This window comes from Alteromonas nitratireducens, from assembly GCF_040812025.1.
GTDB lineage: Bacteria > Pseudomonadota > Gammaproteobacteria > Enterobacterales > Alteromonadaceae > Alteromonas > Alteromonas nitratireducens.
The window spans coordinates 77,254-99,640 of record NZ_JBFNPK010000001.1; the positions used below are offsets into that span (position 1 = coordinate 77,254).

At 54.9% G+C, this 22,387-nt stretch carries 17 protein-coding genes; 12 read left to right on the top strand and 5 right to left on the bottom strand.

The genetic code is table 11. The features are described from left to right. The first annotated feature begins 196 nt into the window (after nucleotides 1-196). Nucleotides 197-1,873 (top strand): AMP-binding protein, encoded by a 1,677-nt coding sequence (locus AB1N33_RS00380; RefSeq protein WP_411269542.1) that lies wholly within the window; start codon nucleotides 197-199, stop codon nucleotides 1,871-1,873. A 40-nt stretch (nucleotides 1,874-1,913) separates the two neighbouring features. Here the strand turns inward: AB1N33_RS00380 and AB1N33_RS00385 are convergent, their stop codons facing one another. Next, nucleotides 1,914-2,567 (bottom strand): dUTP diphosphatase, encoded by a 654-nt coding sequence (locus AB1N33_RS00385; protein WP_411269543.1) that lies wholly within the window; start codon nucleotides 2,565-2,567, stop codon nucleotides 1,914-1,916. A gap of 469 nt (nucleotides 2,568-3,036) precedes the next feature. Between AB1N33_RS00385 and recC the strand changes: the two genes are divergently transcribed. The 3 genes from recC to recD are packed head-to-tail and all read left to right on the top strand — an operon-like array spanning nucleotide 3,037 to nucleotide 11,761. Continuing rightward, nucleotides 3,037-6,324, top strand: a complete 3,288-nt coding sequence (recC, locus tag AB1N33_RS00390; RefSeq protein WP_411269544.1) for an exodeoxyribonuclease V subunit gamma — start codon at nucleotides 3,037-3,039, stop codon at nucleotides 6,322-6,324. Continuing rightward, the gene (recB, locus tag AB1N33_RS00395) at nucleotides 6,321-9,902 is read left to right on the top strand and encodes an exodeoxyribonuclease V subunit beta (RefSeq protein ID WP_411269545.1); all 3,582 of its coding nucleotides are present in this window, start codon (nucleotides 6,321-6,323) and stop codon (nucleotides 9,900-9,902) included. Before recC ends, recB begins: the two co-directional genes overlap by 4 nt. Next, nucleotides 9,899-11,761, top strand: a complete 1,863-nt coding sequence (gene recD, locus AB1N33_RS00400) for an exodeoxyribonuclease V subunit alpha (protein WP_411269546.1) — start codon at nucleotides 9,899-9,901, stop codon at nucleotides 11,759-11,761. The genes recB and recD overlap by 4 nt, the downstream gene beginning before the upstream one ends. Here recD and AB1N33_RS00405 read toward each other — a convergent pair. Then, nucleotides 11,758-12,213 (bottom strand): hypothetical protein, encoded by a 456-nt coding sequence (locus tag AB1N33_RS00405; RefSeq protein ID WP_411269547.1) that lies wholly within the window; start codon nucleotides 12,211-12,213, stop codon nucleotides 11,758-11,760. The genes recD and AB1N33_RS00405 overlap by 4 nt on opposite strands. Nucleotides 12,214-12,397: 184 nt before the next feature. On the opposite strand from AB1N33_RS00405, the gene AB1N33_RS00410 reads away from it, so the two are divergent. Continuing rightward, on the top strand, nucleotides 12,398-14,770 hold the full coding sequence (locus AB1N33_RS00410) for a zinc-dependent metalloprotease (protein ID WP_411269548.1): 2,373 nt from the start codon (nucleotides 12,398-12,400) through the stop codon (nucleotides 14,768-14,770). Nucleotides 14,771-14,818: 48 nt separating this feature from the next. Here AB1N33_RS00410 and AB1N33_RS00415 read toward each other — a convergent pair whose 3' ends face one another. Both AB1N33_RS00415 and AB1N33_RS00420 read right to left on the bottom strand, forming a co-directional pair. Further along, nucleotides 14,819-15,940 carry a succinylglutamate desuccinylase/aspartoacylase family protein gene (locus AB1N33_RS00415; RefSeq protein ID WP_411269549.1) on the bottom strand — a complete coding sequence of 374 codons (1,122 nt, stop codon included), beginning with the start codon at nucleotides 15,938-15,940 and terminating at the stop codon, nucleotides 14,819-14,821. Between the two features lie 20 nt (nucleotides 15,941-15,960). After that, on the bottom strand, nucleotides 15,961-16,707 hold the full coding sequence (locus AB1N33_RS00420) for a HesA/MoeB/ThiF family protein (protein ID WP_411269550.1): 747 nt from the start codon (nucleotides 16,705-16,707) through the stop codon (nucleotides 15,961-15,963). Nucleotides 16,708-16,859: 152 nt separating this feature from the next. On the opposite strand from AB1N33_RS00420, the gene moaB reads away from it, so the two are divergent. The 7 genes from moaB to AB1N33_RS00455 are packed head-to-tail and all read left to right on the top strand — an operon-like array spanning nucleotide 16,860 to nucleotide 20,989. Further along, nucleotides 16,860-17,375: a molybdenum cofactor biosynthesis protein B gene (gene moaB / locus AB1N33_RS00425; protein ID WP_411269551.1), complete on the top strand. Its 516-nt coding sequence runs from the start codon at nucleotides 16,860-16,862 to the stop codon at nucleotides 17,373-17,375. Further along, nucleotides 17,372-17,848, top strand: coding sequence for a cyclic pyranopterin monophosphate synthase MoaC (gene moaC / locus AB1N33_RS00430; RefSeq protein ID WP_411269552.1), 477 nt, complete (start codon nucleotides 17,372-17,374; stop codon nucleotides 17,846-17,848). The genes moaB and moaC overlap by 4 nt, the downstream gene beginning before the upstream one ends. A gap of 11 nt (nucleotides 17,849-17,859) precedes the next feature. Then, nucleotides 17,860-18,108, top strand: a complete 249-nt coding sequence (locus AB1N33_RS00435; RefSeq protein ID WP_411269553.1) for a MoaD/ThiS family protein — start codon at nucleotides 17,860-17,862, stop codon at nucleotides 18,106-18,108. Beyond that, complete coding sequence (locus AB1N33_RS00440) at nucleotides 18,109-18,576, top strand: molybdenum cofactor biosynthesis protein MoaE (RefSeq protein ID WP_411269554.1); 468 nt, start codon at nucleotides 18,109-18,111, stop codon at nucleotides 18,574-18,576. A gap of 7 nt (nucleotides 18,577-18,583) precedes the next feature. Further along, entirely contained in the window at nucleotides 18,584-19,360 is a 777-nt protein-coding gene (gene modA, locus AB1N33_RS00445; protein WP_411269555.1) for a molybdate ABC transporter substrate-binding protein, read from the top strand. Further along, nucleotides 19,350-20,033 carry a molybdate ABC transporter permease subunit gene (gene modB, locus AB1N33_RS00450; RefSeq protein WP_411269556.1) on the top strand — a complete coding sequence of 228 codons (684 nt, stop codon included), beginning with the start codon at nucleotides 19,350-19,352 and terminating at the stop codon, nucleotides 20,031-20,033. Before modA ends, modB begins: the two co-directional genes overlap by 11 nt. Then, nucleotides 20,012-20,989, top strand: a complete 978-nt coding sequence (locus tag AB1N33_RS00455) for an ATP-binding cassette domain-containing protein (protein WP_411269557.1) — start codon at nucleotides 20,012-20,014, stop codon at nucleotides 20,987-20,989. Before modB ends, AB1N33_RS00455 begins: the two co-directional genes overlap by 22 nt. A gap of 10 nt (nucleotides 20,990-20,999) precedes the next feature. On the opposite strand, the gene hemN is transcribed toward AB1N33_RS00455, so the two are convergent. Continuing rightward, on the bottom strand, nucleotides 21,000-22,367 hold the full coding sequence (gene hemN, locus AB1N33_RS00460; RefSeq protein ID WP_411269558.1) for an oxygen-independent coproporphyrinogen III oxidase: 1,368 nt from the start codon (nucleotides 22,365-22,367) through the stop codon (nucleotides 21,000-21,002). Between the last annotated feature and the right edge of the window lie 20 nt (nucleotides 22,368-22,387).

Below are 22,387 nucleotides of genomic sequence, written 5' to 3' on the forward strand. Positions count from 1 at the left end.
GATTTCTCTCGAATTACGCATACTTACCTACATCTATAAAAAATTTGAATTGCCGTGAAGTAAGCGTTTTACAGGCATATTCACGCTATCGTGTCTGAAACCCGTGCTCGTCGTATTGACAAGCTTTATCAGGTTATTATAAGACTGTGAACGTTTTGTAAATTTGAACTACAGTATTTTAATAAACGAGATGACCATGCCGCGAGATATGACCAACGAAAACGGAAGCGAGACAATCAAATCACCCCTGGCTATGCTTTATCATCGCGAGCAGACCCGCCCAAATGACGTCTACCTGACACAGCCGGTCGATGGCGAATATCAGACTTACACCTGGGGAGACGTTGCAAAGCTCGTGCGTAAAGTCGCGGGACAACTGACCGCGATGAATCTGGAGCCGGGTAGCAGAATCGGCATTTTCTCGAAAAACTGTGCAGAATGGTTTATTACCGACCTCGGCATCATGATGGCGGGTCATGTCTCTGTCCCCATTTTTGCAACAGCAGGTGCTGACACTATTCAGTACGTGCTGCAGCATGCTGACGTTAAAGTCTTGTTTCTGGGTAAACTCGACAACCTCGAAGAGCAGGCCGCTGCCGTGCCGGATAAATACCATACGGTAGCTTTTCCTTATCCCGGCATCCCGGCTACGCAACAGTGGAATGACTTCATTAACGCAGAGCCGCTGCAGGGCAATCCTGAGCCGGATATGGACAGCATGATGACCATCATCTATACGTCGGGCAGCACGGGGCAGCCTAAAGGTGTGGTGCATACGTATTATTCCATGTGCTGGGCAGCACAGCGTTCGCTGAAGAAGCTGAACATTGGTAAGGACGACCGTGTACTCAGTTATCTGCCGCTGGCACACATTACCGAGCGTGTGCTGGTTGAATTTGCGAGTTTCTTTGGCGGCGGTAAGATTTATTTCACCGAATCCCTGAGCACGTTCCAGCGTGACGTTCTCACCTGTCGGCCGACATTGTTTATTTCGGTACCACGTCTGTGGACCAAGTTCCAGTTGGGCGTACTGGCAAAAATGCCGCAGAAGAAGCTGGACTTCCTGTTACGTATTCCGATTATCGGCTCACTGGTTGCGACAAAAATCCGCCAGGGTCTCGGGCTGGACAAAGCCCGGTTATGGGCCAGTGGCTCAGCCCCGCTGGCGCCTGCTGTGATTGAATGGTTTACGCGTATCGGTATCAATATCTCAGAAGGCTGGGGGATGACCGAAAACAGTGCGTATGGAACGTCCAGCGTGCCGTTTCGTCGTGACAAAATCGGCAGCATCGGTAAGGCGTATGATGGAGTGGATATTCGCATATCTGACGAAGGTGAAATTCAGGTTAAAGCCCCTTGTAATATGCGAGAGTATTACCTGGACCCCGAAAAAACACAGGAAGTGTTTACCGAGGACGGCTATTTGCGTACCGGCGATAAAGGCGTGATGGATGATGAGGGCTATGTGCGCATCACCGGGCGTCTTAAGGACATCTTTAAAACTGCCAAGGGCAAATATGTGGCGCCAGCCCCTATTGAAGCGAAATTCATGGAGAATCCTATCGTTGAACAGATTTGTGTGACGGGGAATAACCTCCCTCAGCCTGTTGCCTTAATGGTGCTCAGTGAAGAGGCCAAAAAGCAGGACAAGAAGAAGGTTGAAGCGAGCCTGATGAAAACGTTTGACGACATCAATGCAGGTCTTGAGAGTCACCAGGTTATGGATCGGATGCTGGTGATGACGCACGAATGGAGTATTGAGAACGACCTGTTAACGCCAACGCTGAAGGTCAAGCGGCATGTGCTGGAAGAACGCTTCAACGACATTATTCAGGCTGATTACAAAGACAAGCTGGTCTGGGTGGACGCCTGAGACAAGTAAAAAAAAACGCTGCGTGAGCAGCGTTTTTTGTTTATGCAGAGTAACGTTCTGCGAGCCCCTGGTAGACCAGGTCACTGTAGTTGTCAGCGCTGATGTCAAGGCTGTCCAGCACCTCAACCAGATGTTCATTATCTTCACGGCCAGCCCATTCCTTGCGGTATGTCCCTTCTTTGTAGCCATGATCCTGGCGGAAGAAATTCAGCACGTTTTTGCCGACATACTGGCGATAAAGCTCATTACTGTCCATTTCACACTGCCCGACAATGTGCATGAACAGGGGGACACTGAAGCGCTTGGCCGCACACAGGCCGGCCATCAGTTCAAGATTATCAAGCAGGGTCTGTGACGCAGGCGTATAGGTTTTTCCGTCAAAAACCACGTCAGCGCTGTCGTTTGCCAGCTCACTAGCGATGGATGCGGCTGCTTTGTCAGTGTCACCCTGATACTCAATGATGCAGGCTGACAAGGCGAAGTGCCAGATATCGACCAGCTCCATTTGCAACTGGGCTAAATCTTTCTGCTGCGCTTTCCACCATTTCCAGCCGTGATGCTCAATGGCCTCAACACTTTCCACCATGGCGGCCCTTAAATACCCGTACCCTGCGGTAAGCCACGCCGGATTAACCTTAACATTCATCTTATTCTGCAGTGCCAGCATCGTGGCGAGTTGTGTCTTATTGAGCATGGTGGTCCTTGTAATGACTGCGCACAGCAGCGTTAATTTTTATGCCGCGATTGTAACGGATTGGGGCGGGTGAGAAAAGCCGGCAGGCGGCAGGTGGAGTCGGGTCACGTCGGTGCGTTGTATTGGTGCAATTGCACCAGGATAGGGGAGGTAATGGCGTCGTAACGTCTGACTTTTTTGTTTAAGCTGCTGATAAATAGAGATATTTCTTCTTGGCACTGAAGATGCAGTAGTATCCGGGTTAACTGCGTGGTGTTACAGCGCTAACGGTTATCCGGTGCCAGGCAACGCCAGGTACCCGTTGCTGTTTCACTGCCCGTAACCTTGCCCATACAGATTTTTCGTGTCCTGAGGTCTGTATGGGTTTTTTTCTTCTCTATCCCGTTTTTCTTATCAACTTCGTCTGGATGCGCACGCAGAGATCCCTTACCATGCCTGAAGCATTGATTAGTAAAAGGATCTCCTGTCTGTGCTTGCACTGTATCCTTCTAACCGCCTAGAACACCTGAGCTTCCTGCTGTCGACACTACTGACCCAGCAGCCGGGGCAGGTGTTTCAGCCAGAAACGATCCTGGTCGAAAGTCCCGGTATGCAACACTGGCTGAATATGGCGCTTGCCTCCCGTCGCGGCATTGCGATGAATCTGAACTTTCCGCTTCCGGTTCGATTTATGTGGGATACGGCGCGACAGGTGTTGGGCGATGACATGGTTCCAACCCAGTCCCCCTACCGCCGTGAGGTTTTGATATGGCGTATCGATGCGCTGCTGCAGTCAGACACCTTCACTGCCGACGGAGCAACAGACGCTGTCAGGCGATACTGGCAGTCCCGTGAAGGAGAAAATGCCCAGGCAGTACAGCGCCTTCAACTGGCCGGTGCGCTGGCTGACGTATTCGAGCAATATCTGCTGTACCGGCCAGAATGGCTGATGGCGTGGGAACGGGGCGAGGCCGCCGGTGGTGACAGTGATATGGCTCGCTGGCAGGCTGCATTATGGCGAGAGCTGACCCGCACCCAGCCGCTGCATCCCGCATTACTGCACCAGCGTGCGCTTGCTGCACTGCGCGAGGGGAAAGGGGTTAACGCGCTGCCATCTCGCATTATTGTGTTCGCCATCAATACCATGGCGCCACAGCTGGTCAGCTTCTTTGATGCATTATCCGAGCACACTGATATTCATATTTTTCATCTCAACCCCAGCGTGAACTACTGGGGAGAAGCAAAAGGCGATAAAGAGCAGGCAAGGCTGCTGCGCAAAGAAGGTATTGCGCGCTGGATGCAGGAAGACCAGGGCAACCCGTTTCTTGGGAATCTGGGTAAACAGGGGCGCGACCTGTTTAACCTGCTGACCGCGCTCGACAGCTTTGAGGTGAGCGCTTTTGATGTGCCGCCACCGGCAAGCGAGCAGACACCGGATTCACTGCTGGCCGCTATTCAGACCGACATTTTTCATGCCGCGCGGCCACTCGGTCATGCTGCCCACATTGCCGATAAGAGCGTGCAAATCATTAGTGCACATAATGGCTTAAGGGAAGTTCAGGCGCTGCACGATCATCTGCTCGCCTGGCTGGATGAGGATGCTCGTCGCCGGCCCTCTGATATCGTTGTGATGTGTCCGGCCATAGAGCGTTATGCGCCGCTCATTGATGCAGTATTTTACCGCGTAGGCACGCCCCCTGTGCAAAATGACGACCCGCCACGTATTCCCTGTTCGATTGCCGACCGTGCGCCACTGGATGCAGAGCCGCTGGTCGCCGCCTTTATTGCACTGCTGTCGCTGCCTGACAGCCGGTTTGGCGTTGCGGATATTATTGACTATCTGCGTCTGGATGCGATGCAAAAGCGCTTTTCACTCAACCAGGACGATGTCGAGCTGATGACCTTCTGGTTACAGGAAGCCCATGTTCACTGGGGACTGGACGCCGAACATAAATCTTCCCTGACTGGCTCGTCGCAGTCGGCAACGTATAGCTGGTGGTGGGGACTCAGGCGACTGATTACCGGTATGGCCTGTGAAGACCAGCCGGTAATGACCGATGATCTGCTGACTGTTCCGCATGTGGAAGGGCAGCAGGCCGTGGTGCTTGGAAAGCTGATGCGGATTGTCGATACGCTGCAAAATCAGGCGCAGCAACTGGCACAGCCGCGCACCGCAACGCAGTGGCATGCGACATTAAACGCCTTACGTGATGCGTGTTTTGCGCCGGATGATGAGCAGGCGGACGTCTGGGATAGTATCAGCAAAGCAACCGCGATGATTGAAGAGCACTGCAACGAAGCCGGCTATGCCAGTACGCTTACGCTCGGGCAGGTCAGAGACGTACTGTTGCGGCGCTTCTCGTCACCGGATGCAGGTAACCATTTCATGACCGGACAGGTAACATTCTGCTCGATGTTGCCCATGCGCAGCATTCCGTTTAAGAAAGTGTGTATTCTTGGTTTGAATGACGGCGAGTTTCCGCGTCAGTCGGTCCCGGCCAGTGTTGACCTGATGGCCCGGGATGCGCGCAGACAGGGCGACCGTTCACGTCGTCTTGAAGACCGCTACCTGTTTCTGGAAGCCATTATTTCGGCCAGAGAAGCACTGTATCTTAGCTATCAGGGAAGCAGCGACAGAGATAATTCGCCGCGTCAGCCCAGTTTGGTGCTGCGTGAGTTTATTCAGACGCTGGTCAGTGGATATGGCATTGATGAAGCGAAGCTTATCACGACACTGCCGCTGCATCCCTTCAGTGCGTCGGCCTTCAGTGGCGCATTGCCAAGTTACGAAAAAGGCTGGCTCAGGCTGGCTGAGCGCATTGAAAAGCATCAGCGCGATGACGGCCTTTCCAATGAGGTTCCAAAGACAGACCACAAGGTTGAACTGCAATTTACCAGTGAGGCGGTGGCCCGCTGGTTTACCCACCCGCTGAAGCATTATGCCAACCGGATCCTCGGAGTTTATCTTGAAGAACAGGAGCATCCGCTCGATAACGCGGAGCCGTTTGCTGAATCTGCGCTGACGCGTTATCACGTGCTCGATGCGATGACGGCGCCGGGGCAGGATGAACAGACGCTGTCACAGTTCCGGGAACAGGTGATCATGCAGGGAGATCTGCCGGATACCCCACTGACAATGGCGCTGCTGAGTCAGTGGCAGGGCGCGGCGGGTGAACTGGTCAGCAAACGCGGGCTGCACGATACCATGCCAACTCAGATTCACTGGGAAGGGCAGCATATACGAATTGATGCATCGGCGTATGAAGGCGCGGATGCATTTACCCTGCACCATGTCGCGTCACAAAATGTCACGCGTAAGCTTAATCAGTTTTTCACGCAGTTATGCCTTAATGCGGCCGGATATACCGCACCGCTTCACTGCTACTACCTGCGCTGGGAAAAAGGCGAACATCAGGTGCGGTGTGCAAGCTGGGCCGCACTTCCTCGCGAACGGGCCAATACGTTACTGCTTGAGATAGAATCGCTGATGCTGTTGTTCCAGAAGCAGCCGGTTCCTGCGTTTGCCGATCTGATGGTCAGGCTGCAAAAGACGCTGTCTGACTGCAGCGATATGACCGAACCGGCACTGACAACGCGCCTCAATCATGAACTGGATCACTGGCTGACGACCTCTTCACCGCAGCGCGGTGCACCTGCTGAAGATACCTACCTGAACTGGTTTTATCCATCCGGGGTGACGGTTGAGGTACTTCCGCTGCCACCACTTTGCAGCGTGTACGGCGCAATGGCAAATGCAGTAAAGGATAAAAAGCAATGACTCAGGCCAGGCATCTTGATGTAACAACGCTGCCGCTGCGTGGACGGCACCTGATTGAAGCCAGTGCGGGAACCGGTAAAACCTTTAATATTACCCGGCTGTATCTTCGTTTGTTGCTGGAAAAGCATCTCAGTGTGCAGGAAATTCTGGTGATGACCTTTACCAAGGCAGCCACAGAAGAAATCCGCGGCCGCCTGGCAGAAACCCTGCAAAGTGCGATCGTTTACTGGGAAGCCGCGCTTGCCGGGGAGGCCGATGCGCAGGCTGCCGATCCGGTCTATGACAGTTTGTATCAGCGTCTTGAACCGCACGAGGCGCTGGCGTGCCTGAAAGCCGCCCAGCTTGAAATGGATGAGGCGGCGGTGTTCACCATCCATGGCTTTTGTCAGCATGTCCTTGGCCTGCTGTCGTTTGAGTCCGGCACCGCCATGCAGCTTACTCTGGTGACCGATGCCTCTGAACTTTACGAACAGGCGGCGCAGGACTGGATCCGGCGTATCGCAGTGAGCGACCCGGACGGGTATCTGCGACTGGCCGGGTATGGCTGGCACAACCCGGATACCTTGCTTGATGAATTTGGTGCCGCCATCAGACAGAATCTGGTGCCGCAGGTGGTAACTGAGCAACAGGTGCAGCAGGATGCCCAGGAACACTATAAAACGCTTGCGAACAGCCTCAAAGCGACATTCACATCGGTATATCAGGGGCTTTGTGACAGCAGCGCTGACATCATAGCTACACTGGTCGACGACAAGAAAGATGAAGCGGTGCGCCGCGAGGAATGGGATGTGCTGATGGCGTGGGTCATGCAGGCCGAGCCAGTCATCCCGCCGCCAGAGATAAAACGGTTCATTAACGGTAACCGCTACCGTGGTAATGACACGATAAAAGCCATCTTTGCGCCGCTGAAAGCCCTGATAAACAGCGTCACGGACAGCGTAAAAGACATTGAATCGCTTGAGCAGGAAGGGGTGTCGGATGCGCCCGTATTTGCACTGATTGCCGATGCATTCCGGTTTATCCGTGAGCATGTCACCACGCACAAGCTGCGTGATAATCTGATTGAGTTTGATGATTTGATTAGCCGGCTGGCCGAGTCGACCCGTAGTCCGTCGTCACCACTGGCAGAAAGCCTGAGAATGCGATTTCCGGCTGCCCTGATTGATGAGTTTCAGGATACCGATGCGAATCAGTATGCCATTGCTGATGCGGTTTATCCGCGCGGGTCGGACGATCAGGTGCTGATGATGATTGGCGATCCGAAACAGGCTATTTACGGGTTTCGCGGCGGCGATATCTTTACTTATCTGAAAGCCGGACAAGAAGCCGATTACCGCTGGTTTATGGATACCAACTGGCGTTCGGTCAAACCCATGGTCGATGCGTACAATCGCCTTTTTTACGGTGCCGGGCTTGATGAGCAGGCAGGCGATGTTTTTGGCTTCGGCATACGCTATTTACCGGTCAGGGCCACTGAGAAGGCAAAAGCTACAGCGACCCCGCTTACCGATCCGACATCCTCACGTGCGGCGCTGACCTACATTGCGTTTGACGATGAGGAGGCGCGGACCAAATCGCAACAGCAGAGCGAAATCAGTCGCTGGATTGGTCAGGAAATACATCGGTTACTGAGCGAGGCCAGACTGGGTGAGCGCGCTGTCGCACCTTCAGATATTGCCATTTTGGTCAGAAGCAGCAGCGAGGCGTCAGTGATCCGCGATGCGCTCAGTGATGTCGGTCTGGCCGCGGTATTTTTAAGTGACAAACAAAGTCTGTTTAATGCCGCGCAAACCAAAGATCTTTATCGCGTACTGGATGCCATCTGGCATCTCAATGTGCACAGCCGGGTGACAGCGTGCCTTAGCAGCCCGCTGCTCGGTTTCAGTCATCAGCAGGTGATTAATCTGCTTCATCACGATGATGACGCATTATGGGATACGTTGCTGGAGCTACTTGGCATGCTGCGAATGATGTGGCAGCAGCGGGGCTGTATGAGTGTCATTCTGTATTTACTGCAGCATCATTACCAGCCGCAGGCCCGGTCGCCTGAGCGTGACGTCACAAACTATCTGCACCTGGCAGAAGTGCTGGAACGTGAGGCAACCCAGCATGCGCGTGCCGATCAGCTGCTGTTATGGCTGCACCGGCAGATGACGCGTCCGCAGAATCTGGATGAAACGGTGCAGCGCCTGGAGAGTGATCAAAAGCTCATCCAGATTGTGACCCAGCATGGATCCAAGGGCCTGGAGTATCCCATTGTCTTTGTACCGTTTGCTAACGCGTACCGCGACCCAAGCCGGCAGGGCAATCGTACGGCACGTCAGTTCCAGTTTTATGATGAGGAAGCACAGTCGCTGGTGCTGCAGCTTGGTAAAACCCAGCGTGCCATTTCACGTGTCAAAGCCGAAGGTGAGGCAGAGGCTGTGCGATTACTCTATGTGGCGGTGACCCGTGCAGCACATCGCTGCTATCTGGGAATAGCGCCGTTCGATAAGACCGAGGAAAGTGCGCTGGCGCAGGCGGCAGGTGTACGCGGCGAGACATTCCCCGTGCTCTGCGACGCATTACGTTCGGTGAGTGAACATCGCGACGGGCATACCTGCCTGCTCTTGTCTGAAGATCATCAGGCGCCGGTAGCCGGGCGAATTTCACCCCACACAGTACCCGCTTTGTCGGCAGCAGAGTTTACAGGCTGCGTGGATGACCGCTGGCGACTGTATTCGTTTTCGGCGCTTGCCAGGCAGCAAACCCACAGCCGCCAGACGGTGCGTGACCAGGAATTTCAGTCTGCCACGTTAGTAGCGGATACGCCGGTGCCCTTAAGTCAGTCAGCATTTCGTTATAGCTTTGAGAAAGGCGCCCGGGCGGGCAACCTGTTGCACGATCTGCTGGAACATAAAGATTTTAGTCACCGTGAATGGACCGATGACAGCCGCCAGATGGCGAAACGGTTCGGTCTGGACGAGGCCGGCAGTGAGGCACTGTTTGCCTGGCTGGATGAGGTGCTGGCGACACCACTTGATGGTGATGCCGTGCTGACCATGGCCAGTCTTGACCTGCCGGCTACGCTGCGCGAGGCTGAGTTTTACTTTCCGATGGACAATCTTGATATGTCAGCGCTGTCGGCACAGCTTCAGCGTCACCGCGATAACCTGTCGTCGCTGACTGCGCCATTGCCGGTCACGCTGCCAGGGCGTCATCAGCTTGAAGGCATGATGCATGGCTTTATTGATTTGATTTTTGAACATAACGGGCGTTATTACGTGTGTGATTACAAGTCAACCTGGCTTGGCAACCAGGCAGATGATTACGCGCCAGCGGCATTGTGCCTGAATAACCAGCACCACCTGTACGATCTGCAGTACCTCATTTACAGTCTGGCGCTTCATCGCTACCTGCGTACCAGCATGCCAGACTATGATCCGCAACTGCATTTCGGCGGCGTGTATTATCTCTATTTGCGGGGAATGCATCCAGACCATGCTCCAGGGCAGGGCGTGTTTTATACAGCGTTGTCACCCGATGAACTGACTGCGCTGGACAGCTTGTTTGGTCAGGCTGAGGAAGCCGCACTATGATGACACTCGACCATGCACTCACCCGGCTGCCGGGCAGCGAAGCGATTGATTATTATTTTTCCCGCACATTCGCTGTTCCCACGTTATCAGACGCTGACGCGCAGGTATGGCAGCAACTGCTGATCCTGCTGTCCTGGCAACTGCGCCAGGGACATACCTGCCTGTCGCTGAACGAGGTGGCAGATAAAACCTGGTTCAGGCAGGCCGACGTAGCAGACAGTGGATTTACCCTGCCAGATAGTGATCGGCTGCTTACGCTTGCCCGGGATGCACTAAACCACGACGTGGTCGCCACAGGGCTGATTCTTGATGATGCCCTGTTGTACACGCGTCGTTATTATGCGTTTGAGCAGGAAGTGATCGGTGCGATTACCGCACGGCGTCATTACGTTACGCCGGAGCCTGACGCACTGGCACGCTGTCACGCAGTATGGCAACAAATGTTTGACTGCCAGCCTCAGAGCGAACAGGACTGGCAGCAGGTTGCGGTTGCGGCCTCACTGCTACAGCCATTCAGTGTGATCAACGGCGGACCGGGCACAGGCAAAACCTACACGGTGACACGGCTGTTGCTGGCATTGCAGGCCATGAGCGATCACCCGCTCAACATTGTGCTGGCCGCACCTACCGGAAAGGCTGCGCAGCGTTTAAGTGAGTCAGTTGGCAGCGCGCGTGACGCACTGCGGGGCAAGGTCGATGAGCAGCTGTTAACGACGCTGCCAGAACAGGCAGTTACGCTGCATCGTTTGCTGGGTGTCAGTCAGTATGGCATTGATACCCGTTTCCATGCTGACAACCCGCTTGACCTTGATGTGCTGATAGTGGATGAGGCCTCAATGGTGGATATTGGTCTGATGGCGCGGGTAGTGCGGGCACTGCCCGCGCAGGCCAGGCTGTTTCTGGTCGGGGACGCCGATCAGTTGCCCGCGGTGGAATCCGGTAATGTCCTGGAGGCACTGATCACGCCCCCGGATGAAAACGCCATAGCCAGCGGGCGCGGCGTGCCGCGGGTTATGCGTGAGCATATTGCAGCATTGTGCCCGCACTTACCCTTATTAGCGGTGGATGACGATGCGCCAGGGTGGGTGCATACCTTGTCCCGGAGCCAGCGTTTCGGTGGGGCACTGGCACGTGCTGCTGCAGCAATTCGTTCAGGCGATGTCAGCGCGTTTGAGCACGAGGCTAACACGCACGCTGAACTGCCGGAGGCATTGTCGTCTGATGTCAGTCTGTGTCCGCTACCGGCGGCAGCAACCGCTCTGACGTCACTGATCAGACAGACACTGTCAGCCTTGCTTGAAGCCCGCTCTGTGCAGGAGGCGATAGAGGCTACGCGGGCGTGCCGCTGGTTAACACCGGTGCGAAAAGGACCGTTTGGTGCACAGGCACTCAACAGTCTGATGGAGCAGGTGGTGCGTGACGCTGTGAAGGCGCCGGATAGTGCGTTCTTCAGGGGACGCATGCTGATGGTGACGCAAAATAATTATGCGCAGCAGCTGTTTAATGGGGATATCGGCATTGTCTGGCCTGACGCTTCAGGCAGTTTAAAAGCCTGGTTTGAGCGCGCAGATGGCAGCATAAGGGCGATGAACCTGTCGCGGTTGCCCGCTGTTGAGAGTGCCTTCGCCATGACGATACACAAGTCCCAGGGTTCTGAGTTCAGTCAGGTTGTGATGGTGATACCACCGTCGCAGAGTCAGCAGATCCAAAGCCTTTATCATCGGGGGTTGCTGTATACCGGGCTGACGCGGGCAAAATCGGGGTGCCTTATCCTGTCTGACAACGACACGCTAGAGGCCATGATGACCCGGCGCGACAGCCGGTTTTCAGGTCTCAGGCAGCGACTGCACAGCGCTTAATTGCTGACCGCCAGACGTAACGGCGAGGCAGAAGCGCTGACGACCGGTGAAAATAACAGCCAGCCATCCGATTTCATGGTATCGCTGGTATTACTCAACAGGTAGATGTGCATGGGAAAACGGCTGCGCAGGCGGCCGTCATCAGCACAAAAGAAGTGTTCCACAGGCTGTTTGCCCGACTTGTCACAGGTACTGACACGCAGATGGTCGAGGCGGTTGTGATCGAGCCAGCCGAGAGTATCGTCGGGGCCGACTAACAGGGCCTGATTGACCGGTAGCTCACTGTTGACGGTCAGGTGGCAGCCGAAAACGGGCCGCTCGGATGTCGCCGCATTAACGGCATGTCTGATGTTAAGAAAGTAGACCGGCGCGGCATGTTCAGAACCTGCCGGTGCAGACATGGCATCGCTGGCTTGCAAGTAGTCTGTAAAAACAAAGTCCGACGGCGTCACCCGGTTGTCCTCGGTGGATAATCAGTCATCAATGGTGTAAAGGATATCAGTCAGGTGCAATTCAACGTTGACGCAGATCAACCTGACGCAAATGCTTTTCTTAGACTGGCGAATTGGGTAGCGTAACCAAAGTGGTCAACATACTGTGCCGGGGCGACCGGTGTACAACCGTAGGAAAACAATAATGCGACATCTCATCATACTGCTTTCACTGATGTCATCCGCCGTCTGGGCCGCAGTGCCCTCACTGGATGATTTTACCGCGGGTATGGAAAAGCGGGACGGCTTTGTCACGTTTTACTATGACAGCCAGACCGACAGTGTCTATCTGGATATCAGCAATGTTGGCCAGGAAATGATTTTCCAGAGCAGCCTGCCATACGGTGTGGGCTCTAATGATATCGGCCTGGATCGCGGGCAACTGGGAGAAACCCGACTGGTAAAGTTTGAGCGTTTCGGCAACAAGGTCATGCTCAGACAGCTCAATACCCTGTATCGCGCAGATACCGACAACAGCAAAGAGAAGCAAAGCATTGCTGAGGCGTTCGCCGACTCTGTGATAGCGGGCTTTGAGATCGTGGCGCAAAGTGACGGTCACGTGCTGATCAACTATACCCCGTTTTTACTCAGTGATATCCATGGCATTGGTACACGTCTGTCGGCACAGGAGCAGGGCAGTTACAGCGTAGACACCAGCCGCAGTGGTGTTTATCTGGCCCGCTCAAAAGCCTTTGAGCGCAACACGGAACTTGAAGCGATGGTGACCTTCAGCGGCAGTAAACCCGGCGAGTTTGTGCGTCAGGTTGCCCCCGAGCCACTCGCTCTGTCTGTGCATCTGCATCATTCTTTTGTTGCCCTGCCTGAGCCGGGCTATCAGATGCGGGTATTTGACCCTTATTCCGGCTACTGGAAATTCCGCTACTTCGATTACGCGACGCCAATCAGTGAACCTACCGAAAAACGCTATATCCTGCGTCACCGTCTGCAGAAAAAGAACCCACTGGCGCCGCGTAGTGAGGCAGTTGAACCGATTGTATACTATCTTGATCCCGGCATCCCTGAGCCGGTTATGAGTGCCCTGAAGGATGGCGCAAGCTGGTGGAATGAAGCCTTTGAGGCGATTGGCTATAAAAACGCATTTCAGGTAAAAGTGCTGCCTGATGGCGCCGACCCGATGGATGTACGCTACAACGTCATCCAGTGGGTACACCGCGCCACCCGAGGCTGGTCATATGGGTCATCGGTCGTCGATCCCCGCACCGGTGAAATCATTAAAGGACACGTTACGCTGGGCTCGCTGCGCGTCAGACAGGATTACCTGATAGCGCTGGGACTGACCAGCCCGTTTGCTGACGGTAACAGCAACACCAATGCACAACAGCAACTGGCGCTTGCGCGTATTCGTCAGCTGTCTGCACATGAGGTGGGGCACACACTGGGGCTGGCGCATAACTTTGCCGCCAGTGAAAAAGGCCGCTCGTCGGTGATGGATTATCCCCACCCACAGCTGCGTCTGGCCGAAGGCCGCGTCATGCTGGAGGATGCCTACGATACCGGCATGGGCGAGTGGGACAAGCATGCCATCGCCTATGGCTATCAGCAGTTTGCCAGTGTTGATGAACAGCAGGGGCTGGACAGCCTTATCACCCGCGCAAGAAAGGCCGGTCTGCCGTTCAAAACGGACGCGGACACCCGTTCGGCGCACCATGCGTCGGCTAATGGCCATATGTGGGATAACGGCAGCGATCCTCTCGATGAGTTTGACGCCCTGACGGCACTGCGTCGTTTTGCACTCGATCGCCTGGGTCTGTCCACGTTGCCAGAGGGCGCAACGTTATCGTCGCTTGAGGACACACTGGTTCCGGTTTACCTGCTGCATCGCTACCAACTGGAAGCTGTCGCGAAACAGGTCGGTGGTGTGCAGTATGAGTATGAGCAAAAAGGTGATTATGCGTCGCCGAGAGGCCAGTCGTTTGTGGCGGCGAGCGTGCAGCAACGGGCGATGTCACAACTGATGAAAGCAACGTCTGCTGACTTCTTATCGCTGCCCGATGCGCTGAAAACACTGATCCCGCCCACCGCCTTTGGCGATGATATTACCCGTGAGCATTTTGCCTCGCGCATGAGCCGGATGCTTGATCCGCTGACCATGGCAGAGGCGGCGGCAGGGCACGCGCTTGATTTGCTGCTGATGCCAGAGCGTCTTAACCGGCTGAATTATCAAAGCGCGATGCGTAGCGATCTCGCCAGCGTCGCTCAGTTAACCCATGCGCTGCTCAAACAGCACTGGTTTGACAATGACAGTGCACAGCCACTGGATCAGCGTCTGCAGCTGGTGGTGCTGACCAAACTGGTTGAGGCTGCGTCGAAGCCTGCACTGGGCGCTGAAGTGAGAGTCGCGATTAACGCTGAGCTGGCGGCATTGTCGGCGTATCTTGAGGATCAGGAAACCCCGGTATCGCAGGTGTTGCACGGCTGGCTCACTACATACCTTGAAACCGGTAACTGGCCCGGTAGCTTTAAGGTCATGCCGCTGCCACCGGGCTCACCAATCTGAGTCAGGCCGCAGCCCTTTCCCGTCGTCCGGCCTGTGCATTCAGGCCGGTCAGTCCAGGGTGTGGTAATTGGTAAACACTTTGTACAGCTGAGTCCCGCTTAGCACCGAGGCTGACGGAAAGTGCAGGATCGGAATAAGATCACATGGCGCCAGTAGCTGACGGTGACCACGGTCGTTATCCAGTTCGTCAATATTCAGAATGTTTGCCAGCGGTGTGCCTGCCGGTACCGCCTCACCAGGCTTCACCAGGTATTCGACCATGCCGCCAAAGTCGGTGAACAGGGTCTTATAATCACGCAGCAGGACGCCTACGCGGGTCATAGCTGACGGGGTAAACGGGCAGTCCCGGATGATGCCCCGCTGACCCAGATAGCTAAGAATACTGCGCGCATCAATATCACCCTCAGCAAAGTCGATCACTTCCTGGCTGCCCATTTCCAGGGTAAATGCCTCTACCGCAAAGTTATGTGATGTGCCGGTCTGCGCCTTCAGCGCGTCGCTTAAAGTCCACCACGGACAAAATGTGGCTTCATCCAGTGCACCGGCAAATGTGTTGGGGATGAAAATACAGTGCGGAATATTGAACAGGGTGGCCGCATCACGGGCATATTCCGGAACATAGATGTGGCGGGTTGAAACCGGTCCGTTATGCAGGTCCAGCACGATGTCTGCATCGATTGCCATTTGCTGCAGGGTCAGGTTGAGTTGTTGTGCCAGTCCCAGCCCCCATGGGTTGTTCAGTTTTTCATTCAGGGCGTCGCGCCAGTAACGACGAAAACGTCGTTTGATACTGGCAGTGTCTTCGTCAGCTGTAACCGTTCCGGCAAAGTCGTTTACCCGGTCTGCATCGTAGTAATAGCCACGGTTCCAGTTTGTGCCGTTTACCGGATCAAACCGGCCCAGCGTATACTCACCGGCTTTGATATTGGTACCCACCGGATTGCAGTTGGGTACCAGCGTGATTTCACCGGTCAGTGGCAGATTGAGCAAACGCTGAATAAGATGATAAATCACCACGTTACCCTGGACTTCGGCGCCATGAATGGAACTTTGGATATACACTTTGGGGCCCGGTCTGTCACCGCGGATGCGGTAAACCGGCACATTCAGGTTACGGCCCGAGGCGTTCTGGGCGACGGCGATATGTTGTTTAACCAGGGTATTGCTCATGCAAATGTGCTCCGCAACAGTCAAAGTGAACGACAAACCGGACAGGCCGGATGTGGCGGTACCGTAAACGGTTGCCACTGGTGAGTCAGGGCGTCAAAACACAGCAGGCAGCCTTCGGGAACCGGCAAACCCAGCAGCAGCTGCAGTGCCAGTAATGCCTGATAGGTGCCTGTGATAGCCGCCACCGGACTAAAGATACCTGCTTCGGTGCAACTGAGTCGAGGGGCACTGAACAGTGCACGCACGCAGGCATAGCAGGGCGGAGCCTGCCTGACTACAAACACCTGCCCTTCAAACCGGATGGCCGCAGCGCTGACCAGAGGCCGCGCATGCTGAACGCAGGCTGCGTTGATGGCGTCCCGCGCCGCTACATTGTCAGTGCAGTCCAGCACAACATCGTGCCCGGCAAGCAGGGCCGGCAAGGTTGACGGCGATACTGCCTGATCTACCGCAGTGATCCTGCAGGCAGGGTTAAGCGCAGCCAGTCTTTCTTTTGCTGCGTCCACTTTCAGGCGACCACAGTCGGTGTCGGTAAACAGCGGCTGCCTGGGCAGGTTCGTGGTTTCCACTACGTCATGATCGACCAGCGTCAGGTGTCCGACGCCGCCACCGGCAAGTGACTGTGAGGCCGCATTACCGAGTCCGCCAAGTCCAATCACCAGTACACGTGCTGCAGACAGCCTCTCCTGACCGTCAATGTCCACCTGAGGCAGCACAATCTGACGGTTGAAGCGCAGTAGTTGTTCATAGGGCAAGGATGATGTCATGGAGAATAAACCAGGAACCTGACAGTAAGTCTGCGAAATTTTTTTCGTATCTTACCTGTCCGTTGAGTAAACTTGCCTGCATTGACAGGCAAAATGATACGGGTACTTTAGCAAAGCAACCCAATGATTCGTATCTGAATTCAGGAATTTTTATGAACAAGGTGACAGTCCCGCTGGGGATCGCGGTGCTTACCGTGTCGGATACCCGAACGCGTGAGGATGATAAATCCGGTGACTACCTCGCATCCAAGGTGACCGAGGCCGGTCATCAACTGGTCGGCCGCCAGATTGTTAAGGATGATATTTATCAGCAGCGTGCCATTGTGTCAGCCTGGATTGCGGATCCGGCAGTCCAGGCTGTGCTGGTGACCGGCGGCACCGGTTTCACCCATCGCGATTCGACCCCTGAAGCCTTAAGTGTGCTTTTTGATAAGCAGGTCGATGGGTTTGGTGAGCTGTTTCGTGCTGTAAGTTATGATGAAATTGGAACCGCTACCATACAGTCACGCGCGCTCGCCGGGTTTGCCAATCGTACAGTCATATTTTGTCTGCCAGGCTCAACCGGTGCCTGTCGCACAGGCTGGGAGAAAATTATTGCCAGTCAGCTGGACGCGGACTTCCGGCCCTGTAATTTTGTTTCGCATCTTAAGCCGGTATCGCAGGCATGAGTGGGTTCAGTCACCTCGATGAGCAGGGCAGAGCCAATATGGTTGATGTCAGCGATAAAGCACAAACGCGCCGTGAAGCAACGGCAGAGGGCTTTCTGATCGTATCGAATGATGTGATCGAGCGCATCAGTGAAGGCCGTATTGCCAAGGGCGATGTGTTTGCGGTTGCCCGAGTCGCTGGCATTCAGGGCGCAAAACAGTGTGCCAGTCTCATTCCGCTTTGCCATCCCCTGGCGCTGTCAAAAGTTGATATCGACTTTGATGTAGATAAGGCCGGCTCGCGAATCAGGGTCAGGTGTACGTGTCGGCTGACCGGCCGCACGGGTGTCGAGATGGAGGCGCTGACCGGCGTTAATGTTGCATTGCTGACCCTCTTTGATATGTGCAAGGCAATTGATCCTGCCATGCGAATTCACGAGGTCAGGGTAACGGATAAGAAAGGCGGCAAAGGCGGTCACTGGACTCAGCCATAGAGGGGGAGGTCATGCAGATTACGGTAAAAAGTTTTGCGCAAATCCGCGAAGTAACCGGCGACGGACATATCACGGTGGCGGTGAATGACAATGCCACGATTGATGAGCTGAAAGCCGAGCTCTGCGCGCAGAATGATCGCTGGCAGGCAGTATTCGACGCGCCGGTGCTGATAGCCTGCAACCAGACCCTGGTCATGCCATCACATTCCCTGAACCCTCACGACGAGGTAGCATTTTTCCCACCGGTGACCGGAGGCTGAATGTTTGCACAGGTCAGTAGTGATGATTTTTGTGTACAGACACTGTATGACCGGTTGCGGCAAGCCTCGTCAGGACAGGCGGGGGCCATCGTGACCTTCACCGGGCTGGTCAGAGACATGGATGAGACACCAGCCTTTGAGGGCATTGAACTGGAACATTACCCCGGAATGACCGAGGCCGTAATGGGACAACTGGTGCAACAAACCATCGCGAGATTTTCCCTGACGGATGCCGGTCTGGTGCACCGCATTGGTCGGCTGGACCGACATGAACAGATTGTCTGGGTAGGATGCAGTGCGCCGCATCGTCAGGCTGCGTTCGATGGCGCCTGCTTTATGATGGATATGCTCAAACAATCTGTCCCGTTGTGGAAAAAAGAACGGGTTGGGGGCACCGGCACGTGGGTCACACCGAAAGCCAGTGATCAGCACGCCGCCATGCGCTGGTTAAAAAACCATGAGGAATAACCTGAGCGTGCGGATCGTCGTTCTGGTATGTTGCCTGCTGATGGTGCCATCGGTTATCGCCAGGCCACTCCTGGTTGCGGTGGCCGCTAATTTTGCCGGGCCGCTGGAACAACTGGTACAGCACTATGAGCAGCAGACGGGCGAGACAATACAGGTGTCGGTTGCATCGAGCGGTGCGCTGTATGCACAGCTGCTTCACGGTGCGCCGTTTGATGTGTTTCTGTCTGCCGATGCAGCCCGTGTGGACGCGCTGATAGCGCAGCAGCGCGTTGTACAGCATGATACCGCAATCTATGCAACAGGTCAGCTTGCGCTTGCAGTTCGCACCACACAACCGGACAGTGTTGAGCAAAGCCTGCAGTTTCTTTATCAGCCGCGTGTCAGCGTGGCCATTGCCAATCCCGCCGTTGCGCCCTATGGCAAGGCGGCGCAGCAGGTGATTGATGCGATGGGCTTGAATGACACGCTGCGTGGGCGTCTTGTTACCGCAGCCAATGTTCAGCAGGTGCGGCAATTTCTTGTCTCTGGCGCCGTAGATGCAGCCTTTTTATCACTGGCGCAGGCAAAGGTGCAGCCATTATCTTCAAAGGCGGTATCGCAGGATATCCGGATTTATCCTATTCCTTCGTCTTTGCACCAGCCAATTATTCAAAAGCTGGCGGTGACCGCGCCTGCAGACCGCTACGCGGCAGCGCGGCGGTTTGCCGATTTCTTATTGTCTGAAGACGGGCAGGCAATGATTGCACAGGCTGGTTACCTGACCGGAGAGCACAATGACGAATAGCCTTGAGGCGATAATCCTGACCATAAAGCTGGCGGGGGTGACCAGTCTTATCCTGCTGCTAATCGGTCTGCCTGTGGCATGGTGGCTGGCACACTGGCGCCATCCCGCGAAACCGCTGGTGCAGGCCATCATTGCGCTGCCGCTGGTTTTGCCGCCAACCGTACTGGGGTTTTATCTGCTCATCGCGCTGTCGCCACAGAGCCCGCTGGGGCAGGCCTGGGAGACGCTGACCGGATCGCCGCTGGCATTTTCATTCAGTGCACTGGTGATAGGGTCTGTGATCTATTCATTACCCTTTACGGTCCAGCCGCTGACTATGGGGTTTCAACAGCTTGATAGCCGCTACCTGGAAGCGGGGCGTTGTCTGAATATGCCAGCACGTGCCCGTTTTTTTCGGATTGTGTTGCCCTTAATCAGACCGCAGCTGGTGACGGCAGCTGGCCTGAGTTTTGCGCACACCGTAGGTGAGTTTGGTGTGGTACTGATGATTGGCGGCAATATTCCGGGCCAGACACGGGTCCTCTCTGTTGCCCTGTTTGACCACGTAGAGGCCCTTAACTATGCCGAAGCGCACTGGCTTGCCGGTGGTCTGCTGGTGTTTTCTGCGCTCATGCTCACGGTACTTTACCGGTTTAACCGACAAGGAACGCCATGGACTTTACCGTCGCGTTAAACGACCGTCAGCGCCCAACACTGGCGGTTCGTGCATCACTCAGTAACGACACGGTGCTGGCCGGTCTGACCGGTGTATCCGGTGCAGGCAAAACAACCTTACTGCGTGCACTCGCCGGACTTGAGCCTAGGGCACAGGTCACAGCAAGCTGGCGGATAGCGGGTGAGCTCAGGGTAGGGATGGTCTTTCAGCAGCCTGCATTGTTTCCGCATCTCAACGTCAGCGGTAACCTTAAGCTGGCGCAACACTATGCCGGCAGGGACGTAGACGCGCAACGGATTGTGTCGCTTTGTTGCTGTGCTCACTTGTTGGACAAACCTTGCCAGGCCTTATCCGGCGGAGAAGCGCAACGTGTTGCGCTGGCCCGTGCACTGATAAATCACCCCGATATTCTGCTGCTTGATGAGGCGTTCAGTGCCATTGATATTGCAACTCGCCGCCAAATTCTCGATGCGTTGTACCATTATCTCGACGAACACAGCATAACTGCCATCACGGTGTCGCATGATACCGATGAGCTGGCACTGTATACCGATGAGGTGTTCGTGCTTGACGATGGGCAATTACATCGCAGTGATGCAGGCGGTGCCCGGGCGCAGGACTTTGCGGTACTTGAGGGTGAGCCGCTTGCGCCCGATCCCCGTTACCCCTACCACCGGCTCAGCGTGGAAGGGCATACGCTGTATACCCGTCAGGATGTGATGCGGCACGGGAGACGGCGAATGCTGGTGGCGGCCCGGCGCGTGAGTCTGGATACCGGAAGTGAGGCCCGGTCATCGCAGGTCAACGCCCTGCGCTGTCAGGTGGCCTCGATGCAACCTGGCCTGGACGGGGAAGTCTGTGTGAGGCTTCGCTGTGGTACAAATCAGCTGTGCGCCATCATCAGTCAGTTGTCTGTCGATCGGCTTGCCCTGCATCCGGGGATGACAGTGATGGCGCGGTTTAAGCTCTGCTAAGCCTGCAGACTTAAATTACCCGCGAATAGCGTGTGACATGCTGATGCTGGTTGAGATAGGCATCAAACGTCATGGCAATAATTCGAATAAATAACCGGGCTTTTTCCTCGACAACAATGCGCTGCTCGTCAAAATGCAGTACCTCGTCTTTGACAAAGGGTGCAAGCTGTTCCAGTTCGTCACGGAAATACGCTGAAAAATCGATGCCATAGCGGCCCTCAATGTCACTGAAGTCCACCGTCAGGTTGCACATTAGTGCCATGATCACATCGCGGCGAATCAGATCATCCTGGCTCAGGCAAATGCCTTTCTCGGTTAATTGACCCTGTTCGTCGAGTATGCGGTAGTAGGTATTCAGATCTTTCGGGTTTTGCCCGTAAGTATTACCCATCGCGCTGATTGCGGTAACACCAAGCCCCAGTAAATCAAGTTCGGCGCCGGTCGTATACCCCTGAAAATTACGGTGCAGCTGACCTGCCTGTCTGGCTTTGGCAAGATCATCGTCGGGCAGGGCAAAATGGTCCATGCCGACCATGATGTAGCCATAGTCGGTCAGACTTTCAATGGCCTGTTTCATCAGCGCCAGCTTGTCAGCCGGGCCGGGTAACCATTCATCACGAATTTTACGCTGTGCGGCAAAACGTGACGGCAGATGGGCGTAACTGAATAATGAAACTCGATCCGGTGTCATGGCTTTTGTCGCGCTCAGCGTCTGCCTGAAGGTCTCAGGCGTCTGGTGGGGCAGCCCATAAATCAGGTCAATGTTGATGGAAGAGAACCCCAGTAGTCTGGCGTGGTCAATGAGTGCCGCAATATGCGCTGTACTCTGGACACGGTTGATCGCTTGCTGTACCTGATAATCCACATCCTGAACCCCTATCGACAGACGATTGTAGCCCAGCGCAAAAAGATGGCTCAGGTCGGCTTTCTCAAACCGGCGGGGATCGATTTCAACTGACATTTGCGGTTTGCGGGCTACGCTGAAATGACTGAACAGCATGTCACGCAGTCGCGTATGCTGGGCTTGCGTGAGGAAACTGGGTGAGCCGCCACCAAGGTGGATTTCACGCACGGTTTTGTTCTTAAATGCCGGAGCTCGTCGCTGAATTTCTATTTCAAGATAATCCAGATACCGGTCGGCTTTGTCCTGGTGACGGGTAATGATTTTACTGCATCCGCAGTAATAGCAAAGGCTATGACAAAACGGAATATGGATATACAGTGAAAGATCCCGCGCACTGGTAGCGGCCGCGTCAGCCAGTAACGTTGCCGGAATATTGTCGGAAAATGCCGGTGCGGTTGGGTAAGAGGTGTATCTTGGGCCGCTGATGTTGTATTTATTCAGCAGCAGGGGATCAAACAGGTCTGTGGTGGTCATAGCGATACTCATTTTCCGTT